11 protein-coding genes and 1 pseudogene are annotated in these 14,840 nt (G+C 44.8%); 6 read left to right on the top strand and 6 right to left on the bottom strand.

Annotation, left to right across the window (positions count from 1 at the left end):
• Positions 1 to 256: 256 nt before the first annotated feature.
• Positions 257 to 1,411, top strand: a complete 1,155-nt coding sequence (gene nhaA / locus RH85_RS04200; protein ID WP_006710953.1) for a Na+/H+ antiporter NhaA — start codon at positions 257 to 259, stop codon at positions 1,409 to 1,411.
• Between the two features lie 93 nt (positions 1,412 to 1,504).
• Here nhaA and RH85_RS04195 read toward each other — a convergent pair whose 3' ends face one another.
• Together RH85_RS04195 and RH85_RS04190 are read right to left on the bottom strand one after the other, a co-directional pair.
• Positions 1,505 to 2,125: an OmpA family protein gene (locus tag RH85_RS04195; RefSeq protein WP_006710952.1), complete on the bottom strand. Its 621-nt coding sequence runs from the start codon at positions 2,123 to 2,125 to the stop codon at positions 1,505 to 1,507.
• A 2-nt stretch (positions 2,126 to 2,127) separates the two neighbouring features.
• Positions 2,128 to 3,441, bottom strand: a complete 1,314-nt coding sequence (locus RH85_RS04190) for a TolC family outer membrane protein (RefSeq protein WP_006710951.1) — start codon at positions 3,439 to 3,441, stop codon at positions 2,128 to 2,130.
• Between the two features lie 779 nt (positions 3,442 to 4,220).
• On the opposite strand from RH85_RS04190, the gene RH85_RS04185 reads away from it, so the two are divergent.
• From RH85_RS04185 to nspC, 3 genes are all read left to right on the top strand, one after another.
• The gene (locus RH85_RS04185) at positions 4,221 to 7,115 is read left to right on the top strand and encodes a pyridoxal phosphate-dependent class III aminotransferase (RefSeq protein WP_006710950.1); all 2,895 of its coding nucleotides are present in this window, start codon (positions 4,221 to 4,223) and stop codon (positions 7,113 to 7,115) included.
• A gap of 15 nt (positions 7,116 to 7,130) precedes the next feature.
• Positions 7,131 to 8,375: a carboxynorspermidine synthase gene (locus tag RH85_RS04180; protein WP_006710949.1), complete on the top strand. Its 1,245-nt coding sequence runs from the start codon at positions 7,131 to 7,133 to the stop codon at positions 8,373 to 8,375.
• Between the two features lie 288 nt (positions 8,376 to 8,663).
• Positions 8,664 to 9,797, top strand: coding sequence for a carboxynorspermidine decarboxylase (gene nspC, locus RH85_RS04175; protein WP_006710948.1), 1,134 nt, complete (start codon positions 8,664 to 8,666; stop codon positions 9,795 to 9,797).
• A 48-nt stretch (positions 9,798 to 9,845) separates the two neighbouring features.
• On the opposite strand, the gene RH85_RS04170 is transcribed toward nspC, so the two are convergent.
• Both RH85_RS04170 and RH85_RS04165 read right to left on the bottom strand, forming a co-directional pair.
• Positions 9,846 to 10,358: a glycine cleavage system transcriptional repressor gene (locus RH85_RS04170; RefSeq protein WP_006710947.1), complete on the bottom strand. Its 513-nt coding sequence runs from the start codon at positions 10,356 to 10,358 to the stop codon at positions 9,846 to 9,848.
• 228 nt (positions 10,359 to 10,586) lie between these two features.
• Positions 10,587 to 11,480: a DUF3943 domain-containing protein gene (locus RH85_RS04165; protein WP_006710946.1), complete on the bottom strand. Its 894-nt coding sequence runs from the start codon at positions 11,478 to 11,480 to the stop codon at positions 10,587 to 10,589.
• Positions 11,481 to 11,655: 175 nt separating this feature from the next.
• Here RH85_RS04165 and RH85_RS04160 point away from each other — a divergent pair, with 175 nt between their 5' ends.
• Together RH85_RS04160 and RH85_RS04155 are read left to right on the top strand one after the other, a co-directional pair.
• On the top strand, positions 11,656 to 12,921 hold the full coding sequence (locus RH85_RS04160; protein WP_006710945.1) for a CinA family nicotinamide mononucleotide deamidase-related protein: 1,266 nt from the start codon (positions 11,656 to 11,658) through the stop codon (positions 12,919 to 12,921).
• Positions 12,922 to 13,086: 165 nt separating this feature from the next.
• Positions 13,087 to 13,335 carry a hypothetical protein gene (locus tag RH85_RS04155; protein ID WP_006710944.1) on the top strand — a complete coding sequence of 83 codons (249 nt, stop codon included), beginning with the start codon at positions 13,087 to 13,089 and terminating at the stop codon, positions 13,333 to 13,335.
• A 72-nt stretch (positions 13,336 to 13,407) separates the two neighbouring features.
• Here RH85_RS04155 and yfaE read toward each other — a convergent pair whose 3' ends face one another.
• Together yfaE and nrdB are read right to left on the bottom strand one after the other, a co-directional pair.
• On the bottom strand, positions 13,408 to 13,686 hold the full coding sequence (gene yfaE, locus RH85_RS04150; protein ID WP_006710943.1) for a class I ribonucleotide reductase maintenance protein YfaE: 279 nt from the start codon (positions 13,684 to 13,686) through the stop codon (positions 13,408 to 13,410).
• Positions 13,686 to 14,818, bottom strand: a pseudogene (gene nrdB / locus RH85_RS04145) (class Ia ribonucleoside-diphosphate reductase subunit beta). Before nrdB ends, yfaE begins: the two are co-directional and overlap by 1 nt.
• Positions 14,819 to 14,840: the final 22 nt, after the last annotated feature.

Genomic DNA, 14,840 nt, shown 5'->3' with positions numbered 1-14,840 from the left:
TGAAAACATCGCGCTTTTTCTATATTCTATCCAAGTAATATAACCACTATGGGCGGAAAATAAGTTATCTTGTAGCACGTAACGCCGGCTTAATGACTAAGCCGATAAGGAATATGCGCAAAATAGAATCATTTACTTCGGAAATTCCGAAGGTAATACTCTAAACAAGCGATTTTTCCTTACCTAAGTATAGCTATACACTCTGGGCTATTCTTTGTTAATCACTTATTAACATAATAAATATAAGGACGATATCATGAGTGATATTATTCGCGACTTCTTCAAAATGGAGTCGGCAGGGGGCGTCTTACTTGTGATTGCCGCTGCAATTGCGATGACTATTGCCAACACACCATTAAATGAAATGTACCAAGCATTTTTACATACCTATGTTTTGGGTATGTCGGTTTCGCATTGGATTAATGACGGCTTAATGGCCATCTTTTTCATGTTAATTGGTTTAGAAGTTAAACGTGAATTATTGGAAGGTGCGCTAAAGTCTAAAGAGACAGCGATTTTCCCAGCGATTGCTGCTGTGGGCGGCATGCTAGCGCCAGCACTAATCTATGTGCTATTTAACATCAACGATCCAGCAGCCATTCAAGGTTGGGCAATTCCTGCCGCGACTGATATTGCATTTGCTCTGGGTATTATGGCGTTATTGGGTAGCCGTGTTCCTGTCAGCCTTAAGGTATTCCTCTTAGCGCTTGCGATCATCGATGACCTTGGTGTTGTTGTGATTATCGCTCTGTTCTATACCGGCGATTTGTCGACCACAGCGCTTGCGATTGGCTTTGCAATGACGGCAGCATTGTTTGCGCTTAACTCTCGTCATGTGAGCAAGTTGCTCCCATACATGATCGTGGGTGCGATTCTATGGTTTGCAGTACTTAAATCTGGTGTACACGCGACGCTTGCAGGTGTTGTTATCGGTTTTGCGATCCCATTGAAAGGCAATAAAGGTGAACGATCACCATTGAAACATATGGAACACGCTTTGCACCCTTATGTGGCTTTCTTTATTCTTCCACTATTTGCGTTTGCGAACGCAGGTATCTCATTGGAAGGGGTATCGATGGATGGTCTAACATCTATGCTGCCACTCGGTATCGCGATGGGTCTATTAGTTGGTAAGCCGTTGGGTATTTTTGCCTTCAGTTGGGTTGCAGTAAAATCAGGTGTTGCGAAATTACCTGATGGCATTAACTTTAAGCACATCTTTGCGGTCTCGGTGCTTTGTGGTATCGGCTTTACCATGTCAATTTTCATCTCATCATTGGCGTTTGGCCCGGTGAATGCAGAATTCGATACCTATGCGCGTCTTGGTATCTTGATGGGCTCAACGACCGCAGCGGTACTAGGTTATGTTCTGCTGAGACTTTCACTACCGAAAGACAAAAGTCACGCATAGCGTGCCCGATCAAAAAACATCAATGAAACAACAGCATTGATAAAAAAGCCTCAGTAGATGACTGAGGCTTTTTTGTTTTTTGTTTCGGAGAGATTACTTTTCAATGACCGAGAATATGGTCCACTCTTGCTCTACTTCTTCTTCAAAGCCTACCACTGTCGCAGTGACTTTACGGTTTTTAGCATGCGATAACTCATCATCGCCAAGCTCTTCTAAGTTGGATTCCCCATAACCGATGATGGAGAGACGATCAGCGGTTATACCATTGGATAGCAGTTCATCTTCAACGGCAACGGCACGTCGCTTGGAAAGTGCAAGATTGTATTCCGTTGTGCCCACTTGGCTGGCAAAGCCTTTAATCTCAATCGCAGTTTCAGGGTAACGTTTGAGAAAATCAGCCATATTGCGGATTTGATTTTCAAAGATGGGTTCAATGTTGGATGAGTCATTGGCGAAAAGAATGCGCAACTGCAGGCTTTCTTCAGTCGCAATGACAAAGCCACAGCCATCATTATCAATCAGGTCGCCTTCACCGGTATCGACACACATATCGCGAGCGTTGATCACGCCGTCTCTGTCATCATCAGTTTGATCTGCAATTTGTGTCACGACGGGCGTCGCGATGTATTCGTACTCATCTTGCTCTTCTTCGGCCAAAGCGAAAGGTGCAACGAGTAAGCAAGGTAGTAGGGTAAACAGATATTGTGTTTTCATGATTAATACTCCACTTTCTCTGTCCACTCTTTCGGTATTTCTACGATAAGAGCATCTAATAAGTTGCCCGTTGCATTCATGACACGATACTTAGCGTATTGCTCAGAATAGTGGGCGTCTAGATAGTCTTTACGAGCTTGGAATAGCTCATTTTCGGTATTCAGTAAGTCGAGTAAGGTTCGCTTGCCGATACGATATTGCTTTTCGTAAGCAATCACCGTTTCAGAGGCTGAATCCACATGATCGGCTAAAAACTCTTTTTGCTGCAGAGTTAAATCCAGCGCGCTCCACGAGAGTTTCAAACCTTCTTCTACTTGTCTGTATGCGTTGTCACGCAAATCTTTTGCTTTGTTTAACTGGTAGGCAGCACGTTCGGATAAATCGCTATCGCTGCCGCCATTGTAGAGGTTGTAGCGCATTCTTAGCATGGCGAGTGTCTCTTCGCTGCTGCCAAGATCACCGGAGGCATCATCGCGCCAAGACTGACTTGCTTCGATGGAAATAGTCGGGTAGTAATTGCCTTTCGATTGCTTGTACTGGTAGCGTGCCGCATCAACATCAATTTTCGAAATCATGATCACGGGGTGCATCTCGTAGGCAAGATCGACAGCTTCATTAAGAGAGAGTGGCAGTTTATTTTCATCGGCTCTTGGATAGATCAACCCCAGCGGTTCTTGACCGACCACACGACGAAATTGCGTATGAGTGTCGATAAGGTTATTTTGTGCCGCAAGTAAATTACCATGAGCTTTGGCGATACGAGCTTCGACTTGGGTGACATCGGCAGTGGAGCCAATGCCGGAATCCGCTCGCTTCTTAATGTCTCGGTAGATGTCTTTGTGCACCGCCAAATTACTTTCTGACAGGGCGAGAACTTCGCGAGCTTTAACGGCATCGAGATAGATTTCAGTCACGCGCAAAGCTAAATCAGAGGCATTAGACATCAGTTGCAAACGAACCGACTCAGCATCTGCTCCGGTACGACCAATGTCATTGATAGTGGCATTACCATCCCACAAAAGTTGAGTGAGGCTTAGTGTGGCTTCTTTCCGTGTGTAGTCGGTGTCATCTCGCCCAGTAGAGTTGGCAGGATTAATGCCTTCATAACCAATCCCCGCATCCAGATCAATGCTGGGTAAATAAGCTCCCCCTGCAGCGTCGTGTTCCTTTACCGCGCTTTTATATTCATTAAAAGCTTGCTTGATTTCAGGGTTTGTTGCCATCGTTAGCGCTACAGCCTGCTCAAGAGTTTGAGCGTGTACTTGGCTGGCACTAACAACTATGACGGTTAAAAATAGCGCTGTTTTAGTTATCACGTTTCTCTCCCTATTCCATGGACTAGATACCACTATGGAGCTCCAAGCCAACCGTACGGCTTGAAAGGTTAACTAAATGTTAGCTTAGCTTTTGAAAAAAGTAGAAGTTTTCGTAAAAAAAAATACTACTAAATCCATTGACTTTAATTTTCTGCTAGCACTTTAGTTTTATCTCTTCATTGGTGTGAGGTGACAAAAATAGAGTGGATTCGCTGAAAGTGAGGTTTTCTTTGTAAGACAGCCATTGACGAACGGGCGCTTGACTTTGTACTGATACATTTAAAAATAGCCACGTTATATGTCCAATGTAGAGGATAATAATTCAAAATGTGAAAATTGATTGCCAGACAATGTGGATTTGTGTTAATTTCGCGCGCAATCTCGGTAGCTATTCATTTGAATACTCTGGGGGAGACGCGTGAGCAGCATTCTGGCTGAGTGTTCTCACGTAGGGTAGGTATCGATAAATCCGTTATCGATAGACGGGATACTAATGTCGCTCAGTGACATGTGAATGGGAAACCCAACATTGAAATTATGTAACCAACAAGCATTAATCCATGCTTCTATAGTCCAAGCACCAATCAGCTTTATTCTTCCAAAATGTCCTGTTTTACAAAACAGCAGCATTACTGAACCTTGATTTTTCTTTTTGACATGTAATCCGTCACTTTGACGGGTTGGTTTTCGCACGCCTATAGGCTGCGGAATGAATTGTTGTACCTAATGTTTGGCCTCTCTAGGTCAATGTAGGATGATTACATTTCAAGGGAATTTTCATGAGTACAGCCTTTGAAGTCGATACTCCAGATATCGCGACTTATTTTTCAACACAGGTGCCATTGGTTGATGGCGTTTACGATCTTACTGTCGATCAAGCATTGATTGACCAAGCGGCTCACGAATCAGAAGTGCGCTCTTACCCAAGACGATTGCCGATAGCCATTAAACAGGCTTATGGCATGCTAGTGGAAGACACTCGGGGCCAAATTTATCTTGATTGTTTAGCTGGAGCAGGAACACTCGCTTTGGGTTACAACCATCCAGAGATAAATCAAGCGCTCAAAGATCAATTGGATGCGGGATTACCCTATCAAACGTTGGATATCACCACCGACGTAAAAAACACGTTTATCCAAGCGGTTAAGCGTTTTCTTCCACAAGAACTGGCAACGAACTCTGTGTTGCAGTTCTGTGGTCCTTCTGGTGCAGATGCCGTTGAAGCTGCTATCAAACTTGCCAAGCAAGTGACCGGTCGCAATACCATGTTTGCATTTCGTGGTGCTTACCATGGTATGACGAATGGCACCATGGGAATGATGGGTAACTTGGGCACAAAAGCCCGCCGCACAGGTTTGATGTCGGACGTTCACTTTATGCCGTTTCCTTATCATCTACGCTGCCCATTTGGATTGGGCGGAGATGAAGGTGCCAAAGCAAGTATTCGCTATATTGAGCGCCTACTCGCTGACGACGAAGCTGGCATTATGAAACCTGCCGCGATGGTGGTTGAGCCTGTACAAGGCGAAGGTGGGGTAATTCCGGCACCTGCGTTTTGGCTTAGAGAGTTACGTCGGGTGTGTGATGAACATGGCATCTTATTGATTTTCGACGAAATTCAATGTGGTGTAGGCAAAACTGGTTACCATTTTGCCTATGAAGAGTCGGGTATTCAGCCTGACATTTTGTGTTTGTCTAAAGCCATTGGTGGTGGCTTGCCAATGTCATTGCTGGTGATCAACAAGCAGTATGATACATGGCGCCCTGGTGAACATACTGGCACTTTTCGTGGTAACCAATTAGCCATGGTGTCTGGCACCAAAGCATTGGAAGTTATCCGGCGCGATGGTTTGGTTGAGCACGCTAATATCGCGGGGCAGTATTTACGCCATGGATTAGAAGCGCTGCAAAAAAGGGTGAACTGCATTGCTGAAGTACGCGGCAAAGGTTTGATGCTTGGGATTGAAATACGCAAGCCGGGTAGTGAGCTCAATCGATTTGGTGAGCCCGTGGCCGATGGTGCCCTTACGTTGAGAATTCAAACCGCAGCGCTTGAGCGTGGCTTGATGGTCGAAAAAGGTGGCCGCGAGGGTTCGGTGATTCGTTTGTTACCGCCACTGATCATTTCATTCGAGCAGATTGATTTTGTACTGCGTGTACTTGAGCAAGCAATGATTGTTGCTGGTGCTGATTCTCTGTCTGAGTTGGACGGTGAGCATCAACAGGAGTGGCGACAACACTTTATTCAAGTGGGTCAGCAGGGTAGCGATGCGTTTGTGGCTGCCATGAACCACACGACAATGCAGATGAAAGCGTTATTTGAGCAGGTCAATGGACCATATTCAGGTCTACCTCCAAAACAACTTGAGCAAGCGATCAATGCGGTTGATCTTGATAGCGCTCATGGTTCTTTGCAGCAAATCATCACTGAAACAACGGCATTAGTTGGCAAAAATTCGGTGATGTTACAGCACCCTCACTGTATTGCTCATCTCCACACGCCGCCTCTGATGCCTTCCGTGATCGCTGAAGCGATGATTGCGGCGTTAAATCAGTCAATGGATTCATGGGATCAAGCCTCCGCTGCGACGTATGTCGAGCAAAAAGTGGTGGATTGGATGTGCGGTAAGTTTGACTTGGGCTCGCAGGCCGATGGCATTTTTACCAGCGGGGGAACGCAAAGCAATCTAATGGGTTTGCTGTTGGCGCGTGACAGAGTTGCAGACAAGCTCGCAGGGCATTCAATTCAAAAACAAGGTTTACCTTCTTTTGCCGACAAGCTACGCATTTTGTGCTCAAAAAAATCCCACTTTACGGTGCAAAAATCAGCCTCACTATTGGGACTAGGTGAGCAGAGCGTTTGCTGCGTTGATGCACACGCCAACGGCACGATGAAGGTGGAATCTTTAGAGCGTGAAATTGTCCGGTTACGAGATCAGGGTTTGATTCCTTTCGCTGTGGTCGGAACGGCCGGAACCACAGATCATGGTGCGATTGATGATTTAAATGCGATCGCTAAGCTCGCAGCAACTCATCAGCTTTGGTTTCATGTGGATAGTGCGTATGGCGGAGCCTTGATCTTGAGTAGCCATAAAGCGCGCTTAATCGGCATTGAACGCGCAGATTCTGTTAGCGTTGATTTCCACAAATTATTCTATCAAACCATCAGTTGTGGTGCGGTGTTACTCAAAGATAAAGCTAACTTCAAGTATCTATTGCATCACGCAGATTATCTCAATCGTGAACACGATGAACTGCCGAATTTAGTCGATAAATCGATCGCGACGACCAAGCGTTTTGATGCACTGAAAGTGTTTATGACGATGCAAAGTGTTGGGCCAAAGGCGTTGGGGCAAATGATCGATCACTTGATTGTGCAAACACAGCAAGTGGCTAAAAAAGTACAAAGTGATCAGGGCTTGGAACTGTTGGCTGAGCCTTCACTCTCGACGATTTTATTCCGCGTGGTTCGCCGTGATGTGAGTGACTTAGACGCTTTGAATAAAACGCTGCGTCTCGAAGCGCTCACCCGCGGTATCGCGGTATTGGGTGAGACGATTGTCGATGGCAAATCCGCACTGAAATTCACCCTACTTAATCCGTGTCTGACGATGGCGGACTTTGAATCTTTACTTAAAAAAATCAACACACTAGCTAATGAGCTAGTCAAATAGAGGTAATGGAAAACAATGGCTATTTTACAAATTGGAGCTGGTGGCGTTGGTTGGGTTGTTGCACACAAAGCGGCACAAAATAACGATGTGCTCGGTGATATCACCATCGCTTCTCGTACGGTAGAAAAATGTGAAAAAATCATAGCATCTATTGAGAAAAAGAATAATCGCAAAGATCCAGCGAAGACACTGCAAGCCCGTGCGGTTAATGCCGATGATGTGACGGCATTGGTTGCACTGATCAAAGACGTAAAGCCTGATTTAGTGATTAACGCCGGACCTCCTTGGGTGAATATGGCAATCATGGAAGCGTGTCTACAAGCTAAGGTCTCTTATCTTGATACTTCTGTGGCGGTTGATTTGTGTAGTGAAGGGCAGCAAGTGCCTCAAGCTTACGATTGGCAATGGGATTATCGTGAAAAATTTGCCCAAGCAGGCATCACCGGTATTCTTGGTGCGGGTTTTGATCCGGGTGTTGTCTCTGTGTTTGCCGCTTATGCGGTGAAGCATTTATTCGATGAAATCGACACCATCGATGTTATGGATGTTAATGCCGGCGACCATGGCAAAAAGTTTGCGACCAACTTTGATCCGGAAACCAATATGTTGGAAATTCAGGGGGATTCTTTTTACTGGGAGAATGAAGAATGGAAGCAAGTGCCATGTCATTCGCGCATGCTTGAGTTTGACTTTCCGCACTGCGGTACACACAAAGTTTACTCGATGGCACACGACGAAGTTCGCTCGATGAAAGAGTTCATTCCTGCTAAGCGCATTGAATTTTGGATGGGATTTGGTGACCGATACCTTAACTATTTCAACTGTATGCGCGATATAGGCCTTTTGAGCCCAGAACCATTGACTTTGCATGATGGTACGGTTGTTCAGCCGCTACATGTATTGAAGGCTCTGTTGCCAGACCCGACCTCTTTAGCGCCAGGATATAAAGGTTTAACTTGTATTGGCACTTGGGTTCAAGGGCGTAAAGATGGCAAAGAACGCAGTGTGTTTATCTACAATAATGCTGATCATGAAGTGGCTTATGCAGACGTTGAGCATCAAGCGATCGCTTATACCACTGGCGTACCTGCCATCACTGCTGCGCTGCAATACTTCCGTGGTGAGTGGGCAGACGCTGGCGTGTTTAATATGGAACAGCTTGATCCTGATCCGTTCCTTGAAACCATGCCATCAATTGGTTTGACGTGGGGTGTGCAAGAGTTAGAACCGGGTCAGCCTGAGATTCACACGCTGAAATAAGTGTTGATGTTGCTCTTGTGAGCAGAGGGCATGTTGCCACATTGGTCATCTCGTGCAGCGAAGCACGAGCGTGATACGGGATCTTGCCTTTAGGGGCGAAGATTCCTGACTTGTGCTTGGGGCACAATCTGGAATGACGACGGTGTTTAGGTCGAATATCTTTATGGTATTGGTCATCCCGTGCCGCTAGGCACGAGCGTGATTTTAGGGCGCGAGATTTAGACGGCAGCTCTGGAATAATCAACGTCACATATAGCGCCTTCATGACAGAAGGCGAGAAAGGTTTATATGCAGCAGAACGAATTTAAAACACCTTACTTCATGATCAGTGAAGATAAGTTGATAGAAAACCTAGAAAAAGCGAAGCGCCTAAAAGAAGCGTCAGGTGTGAAGCTGGTACTCGCACTAAAATGTTTCTCCACGTGGGGGGTGTTTGACATCATTAAACCCTACCTTGATGGGACAACCAGCTCAGGCCCATACGAAGTAAAACTTGGTTATGAAACCTTTGGTGGTGAAACCCACGCTTATAGCGTGGGGTACAGTGAAGATGACGTGCGTGAAGTGGCCGATATTTGCGATAAGATGATTTTTAATTCGCAATCACAATTAGCGGCTTATCGTCATCTGGTTGAAGGCAAAGCCTCATTAGGGCTTCGCTTAAATCCAGGGGTGAGCTATGCAGGGCAAGACTTGGCGAATCCAGCGCGTCAATTTTCAAGGTTAGGCGTACAAACAGATCATATTGATCCCGCGGTGTTTGATTCAATCAATGGTGTGATGTTCCACATGAACTGTGAGAACAAAGATGTTGATGCTTTTATCGCTCTTTTAGACGCAATCTCACTTAATTTCGGTACGTATTTAGATAAGTTGGACTGGGTTAGCTTAGGCGGTGGGGTGTTCTTCACATGGCCAGGCTATGATATCGACAAGTTAGCCTTGGCATTGAAATCGTTCTCAGCCAAACATGGTGTGCAACTCTATTTGGAGCCGGGCGAAGCGATCATTACCCAAACAACCGATTTGGTGGTGACCGTGGTGGACATTGTTGATAATGGCAAGAAAACTGCGATTGTAGATTCGGCAACCGAAGCTCATCGCTTAGACACCCTTATCTATAATGAGCCAGCTTCATTGCTTGAAGCGTCTGAACATGGTGCCTATGAATATATTATTGGTTCTTGTTCATGCTTAGCAGGGGACCAATTCTGTGTCGCCAACTTTGATGAGCCATTAGAGATTGGCCAGCGCTTGCATATCTTAGATAGTGCAGGTTACACCATGGTGAAATTAAATTGGTTTAACGGTCTACGTATGCCAGCGGTGTATTGTCAGCGTAGTAATGGCGAGGTCGAAAAAATTAATGAGTTTGATTACGCTGATTTTAAACGAACATTGAGTCAGTGGACGATTCAATAATGCCAAAGCCCGCACTTTAGTGCGGGCTTTTTTATGCTCAGTACCTGATTAACTGTCGATGATAACTCGAGTATCTTCACTTAATGATTCGAGTTCTTTCGCTACATCATCAATTTCTATATCGCTTGGTAATCTAAGTGCGATGGTTGAAGTAAATAAGCTCGAACTGATACCACCGCCACCCGCAATAAAGACACGCTGGCAATCCATATCGAGGATATTGATACCTTGTCCATCGAGAACATGGGTGATTTCGTTAACAATGCCTGCGCGGTCATTCGCATCCAATCTAAGTTGGTAAATACGATCGACATTGTGTTTTGAGCTGTCAGCTTCAACAATTTCGACAAGTAGGTTGGGCTGCTGTTTAAAAGCATCTTGAACCACTTTTGCATTTTCAGTAGGCAGTTCGACTTTAATCACAGCAGCGACTTGCTCTTCAATAAAGTTGACTTTGCTTATTAGCCACTTGCCGCCATTTTCATGAGTGACAGCTGCGAGCTGTTTGATGGTTGCTGGCGTCGCTTTACCAACGAAGTTTGCAATGAAAGTAGTATTCATACTTTGCCTCCTAAATGCATGACGGAGCAGGGAACAATACGTTGGATGAAATGTTGATGAGCACGTATTGCCGATATATTCAGTGTAGAAGCCAAAGCGCGGTAAGGTTTGATTTAGGTCAATTTTTTGCCCTAATTCGCGACCGAGGTTGTTAATATCAAATCTCAAGCACAAAAAAAGCGGTTCGCAGAACCGCTTGAAAAGAAAGCTATTGTTTAGGCAGGCCGATTAAAACGTGACTTTAAGCTTCATGCCGTAAAATTGACTATCGTAGTTAGCGCCTGCATCTAGCGCAAACTTAGCGGCGTCTTGATTACCAAACCAAGGCTTGCTGCTAAATTGGAAGTCAGCACTACCACCCCAAGCTCCGGATACCCAGCCATGGATATGACCTACTGGATTGAGGAAAAATAGTGTTACATCACCCATGGTTTCAGAGCCGAGTACTTCACCACCTGAGGCAACAATATCTTGTTCGGTTTCAAACATTAATTCGCCGACAACCGCGCCAAAGAATGGGGTAATAAACAGATCTTGCCAAGATGGCACTTCGGCAAAGGCTTCTACGCCATATTCCCAGAAAAAAGTTGAGAGGAAAGCCGAGTAGAGGAATGAATCGAACTCATTGAAGCCGGCATGTCGTGCTGCGGTGTAATAGACACCACCAAAATAGGGGTGCATGACATAGTTCAGTACGTGTTCGTCGCGATCCCATACTGGTCCCGCACTGACGTTATCAGACCATTTTTTACCAAGGTTGGCGATGTCGCGATCTTCCTCATCCCATTTTGTGATTGATTCAGGTAGCATGGTCATCAAACCTACGGTCACGACACTTAATCCGAGTACGGTATAGGTTTGTTCTTTGAGATATTGCCAGTCACGTTGATCTGAGACTTGTAGATATTTGGGTAACTCAGGATCACTCAAATCTAATTGTGAATCATCGTAGCTTAATGAAAACGCATCTGTAGGTTGAGAATAACCATAGCTATTGATATAAAGATGTTCATTAACTTGAGAGTCTACGGTATATGAAAACTCATAGTGCCCATTTGTGTCATTGGCATTGGCACAAGCTGAAAGCGATAACATCAAAGCACCGACGGTTTTATTTAGCACCTAATGACTCCATATAATATAGTTAGTGATCATTGTCACAATTATCTAATAGTTTCGCGCACATAGAAACAATAAATTAGCGAAATGTTTACGGGACGATACCGTAATCAAAATAGTGCTTTTTTGTCAGAAGATAAATAAATAGTTGTTAAATTTTCTTATTTTAAGGAAAGTCATGTTAAAAATAGCGATGCTAAGCACCGGCGAAGAGGTATTACACGGCGATATCGTCGATACCAATGCGGCTTGGCTGTCTGAGCAGTTTTTCCAAAAAGGTTTCGCATTGACAAAGCGCTCGACAATCGGCGATACGCTAGGGTCTTTGGCGGAAGAATTGCTGATGCTGAGTTTTAACAGCGATATTGTTGTTGTTAATGGCGGTTTAGGGCCAACCAGTGATGATGTAAGCACGGAAGCGGCGGCAATTGCCGCTGAGGTCGATCTTGAGCTGTATCCACAATGGCTCGAACGCTTAGAAGCATTTTTTGCTTCCCGCGGTATGGCGATGCCAGAAAGTAATCGCAAGCAAGCTATGCTGCCTGTAGGGGCGACATTTCTAGACAATCCAATTGGTACTGCGTGTGGCTTTAAAATGCGCATCAACGACTGTGACTTCTATTTTACACCCGGTGTGCCAAGTGAATTTAAGCGCATGGTGTTAGAGCAGATATTGCCAGACATGAAACAGCATCATCATGGCGTAATAGGTCTTGATTGCAGTCGTCTTTATACCTTAGGAACGTCTGAATCAGCGTTATCTGATAAGCTTGATAAAGTTCAGCTACCGGCTGGATATAGCCTTGGCTATCGCTCATATTTGCCGTTTATCGAAGTTAAGCTCTTTGGGCCTAAAGGTGAGCTAGATACACGTCTCAAGTTGATGCAATTGATATTTAAGCTTATCGACGGCAGTGTTGTCAGCGTTGATGAACCGATGCAGGCCCATGTCGGTAACCTGATTAGTGATAAAAAATTCTCTATCTCGATCGCGGAACGGTCAACTCACGGTCGCTTAGCAACGTGGCTGCATTCACATGAAAAAGCGGCAGACTATTGTGGCCATGGTTGGGTGCTCGGCGGTCAAGTGGCGGTGGGTGGTAATGAGAGCGATGTTTTGGCAGAAACGCTAGCGCTGGCTGGTGCGACCAAAGACAAATGTGCCACCGACATTGCCATTGTGACAGGGCAACTGATCGACAAAACGTTCACTTTGGCTTTGGCAACTCCGGAGGGCGAGTGGGGGCAAACCTTGTCATTTAATCGTGTTTATAATCGAGATGATCAAGCGCTATTGATCACCACTATTGCGGCCGATATGTTGCGACGCTATTTGTCGAGTAAAACGATTTTTGCGCAATACAGTTCGATGACCAGAGAAAAAGAAATGTATATCCCACAGAGTGCTTTGACTGGGGTTTTTAGCGCGATCCTCGGCGAATAGCCTGACTTAATTACACCAGTTTAGCAGGGCTTAGAAGAAAATCTTCTAAGGCTTAAAGTTTTGAATTTTAATGATAATTAAATAATTCTCGTTATTGTGACATGCAAAAAATCAATATGATCTTAAACTGAAGGTTCTTCTGCCGGAATGCACAAGGAGGGTGGCATGTATCAACAGTCGAAGATCTTAGTGTGGTATCAAGTCGCAAGTCAGAAAGTAGTTTTGGGTGAGGCGTTTAGTCGTAAAAATTACGATGTTCATTCAATTTGGCGCCGTGCTCCTGAAGAGGATGAGCGTCAGCAAGGTATGGGCTTTCGCCTCTCTTTGTTTGATGATGGTGGGCGAGAGGTTGCAGGCAAAGCAATATCAATGTGTACTGCGGATCAGCTTCTGCTCGGTGTCGATATAGAATAAAACGCCGATATAGAATAAAACAAGGCCAGCATTTGCTGGCCTTATTGTTAACTGACACAAACAGGAAAGAGGCTAAGCTCGTTTCTCTTTAAGTTTGTAACTGACCTCTTCTAAGGTCAGATCACTTTTCGCTCGCGTTACACAGGGCAATATTTCATCCGCTTGTGTATACGCCATCGCAAAACCAACGTATTCAACTTCTCCAGAGCTCAGCTTGCAACGACAAGCGCCACAGTGGCCATCTCGGCAGTTGTATTCGACTTCCATTCCAGCCGCTTCCATCGTTTCCAATAATGTACTCGATGGATTGGTGGTGATGGTATGCAGTCCGTTGATTTTGACTCTAGCCATTAAAGTTCGAAGTCCTTAAAGTCGTCTGCTTTCGCATCGCTTTCAATTTGACCGACAAGGTAAGATGAGATTTCAGCTTCTTGTGGGGCTACTTGTACGTTATCTGAAGACAACCAAGCGTTAATCCATGGAATTGGGTTCGATGTTGCTTCAGGGTAAGCGGTTGGTAAACCAACAGCATTCATGCGCACGTTAGTGATGTACTCAACGTATTGGCATAGAATGTCTTTGTTCAAACCGATCATTGAACCGTCTTTGAATAGGTATTCTGCCCACTCTTTTTCTTGCTCAGCCGCTTCTTTAAACAAGTCAAAACATTCTTGCTTACATTCTTCAGCTACTTGCATGAATGAGAAATCATCTTGACCATTGCGCAAGATATTGATCATGTGTTGAGTACCGGTAAGGTGCAGCGCTTCATCACGAGCGATTAGCTTGATGATTTTTGCATTACCTTCCATTAGCTCACGCTCAGCAAAAGCAAATGAACAGGCGAAGCTAACATAGAAACGAATCGCTTCTAGTGCATTCACTGACATCAAGCAAACGTAAAGTTTCTTCTTCAGCTCGTACTTGCTGATTTTTACTTCTTCGCCGTTGATTTGATGAGTACCTTCGCCGTAACGGTGGTAATCGTTAGTCATTTCAATCAGGTCATCGTAGTAACGAGCAATGTCTTTTGCGCGCTTTAGAATGTGTTCATTCTCCACGATATCATCAAAGATGATGCCTGGATCGTTGACAATATTACGGATGATATGGGTGTATGAACGCGAGTGAATCGTTTCAGAGAACGACCATGTTTCAATCCACGTTTCTAGCTCTGGTAGTGATACCAGAGGAAGTAGGGCAACGTTCGGGCTACGGCCTTGGATTGAATCTAGCAGTGTTTGGTACTTCAAGTTTGAGATGAAAATGTGTTTTTCATGGTCAGGTAACTTGTTGTAGTCAATACGATCGCTTGATACGTCAACTTCTTCTGGGCGCCAGAAGAAAGAAGTTGTTTTTCGATCAGTTTTTCGAAAATTTCAAATTTTTGTTGGTCGTAACGTGCAACGTTCACTGATTGACCAAGGAACATTGGTTCTTTTAGTTGGTCATTTTTTGTATGGTTAAAAGTACTGTAAGCCATGATGCCTCAATTCCTTTTAAGC

Origin of the sequence: Vibrio ichthyoenteri ATCC 700023, assembly GCF_000222605.1 — a bacterium.
Lineage (GTDB): Bacteria > Pseudomonadota > Gammaproteobacteria > Enterobacterales > Vibrionaceae > Vibrio > Vibrio ichthyoenteri.
This window is presented reverse-complemented; position numbering and strand designations above follow the sequence as displayed.

What these genes read in the sequence shown, in the direction of transcription:
- nhaA (WP_006710953.1), top strand. Translation starts at nt 257, where the DNA reads ATGAGTGATATTATTCGCGACTTCTTCAAAATGGAGTCGGCAGGGGGC.
- RH85_RS04195 (WP_006710952.1), bottom strand. Translation starts at nt 2,125, where the DNA reads ATGAAAACACAATATCTGTTTACCCTACTACCTTGCTTACTCGTTGCA.
- RH85_RS04185 (WP_006710950.1), top strand. Translation starts at nt 4,221, where the DNA reads ATGAGTACAGCCTTTGAAGTCGATACTCCAGATATCGCGACTTATTTT.
- RH85_RS04180 (WP_006710949.1), top strand. Translation starts at nt 7,131, where the DNA reads ATGGCTATTTTACAAATTGGAGCTGGTGGCGTTGGTTGGGTTGTTGCA.
- nspC (WP_006710948.1), top strand. Translation starts at nt 8,664, where the DNA reads ATGCAGCAGAACGAATTTAAAACACCTTACTTCATGATCAGTGAAGAT.
- RH85_RS04170 (WP_006710947.1), bottom strand. Translation starts at nt 10,358, where the DNA reads ATGAATACTACTTTCATTGCAAACTTCGTTGGTAAAGCGACGCCAGCA.
- RH85_RS04160 (WP_006710945.1), top strand. Translation starts at nt 11,656, where the DNA reads ATGTTAAAAATAGCGATGCTAAGCACCGGCGAAGAGGTATTACACGGC.
- RH85_RS04155 (WP_006710944.1), top strand. Translation starts at nt 13,087, where the DNA reads ATGTATCAACAGTCGAAGATCTTAGTGTGGTATCAAGTCGCAAGTCAG.
- yfaE (WP_006710943.1), bottom strand. Translation starts at nt 13,686, where the DNA reads ATGGCTAGAGTCAAAATCAACGGACTGCATACCATCACCACCAATCCA.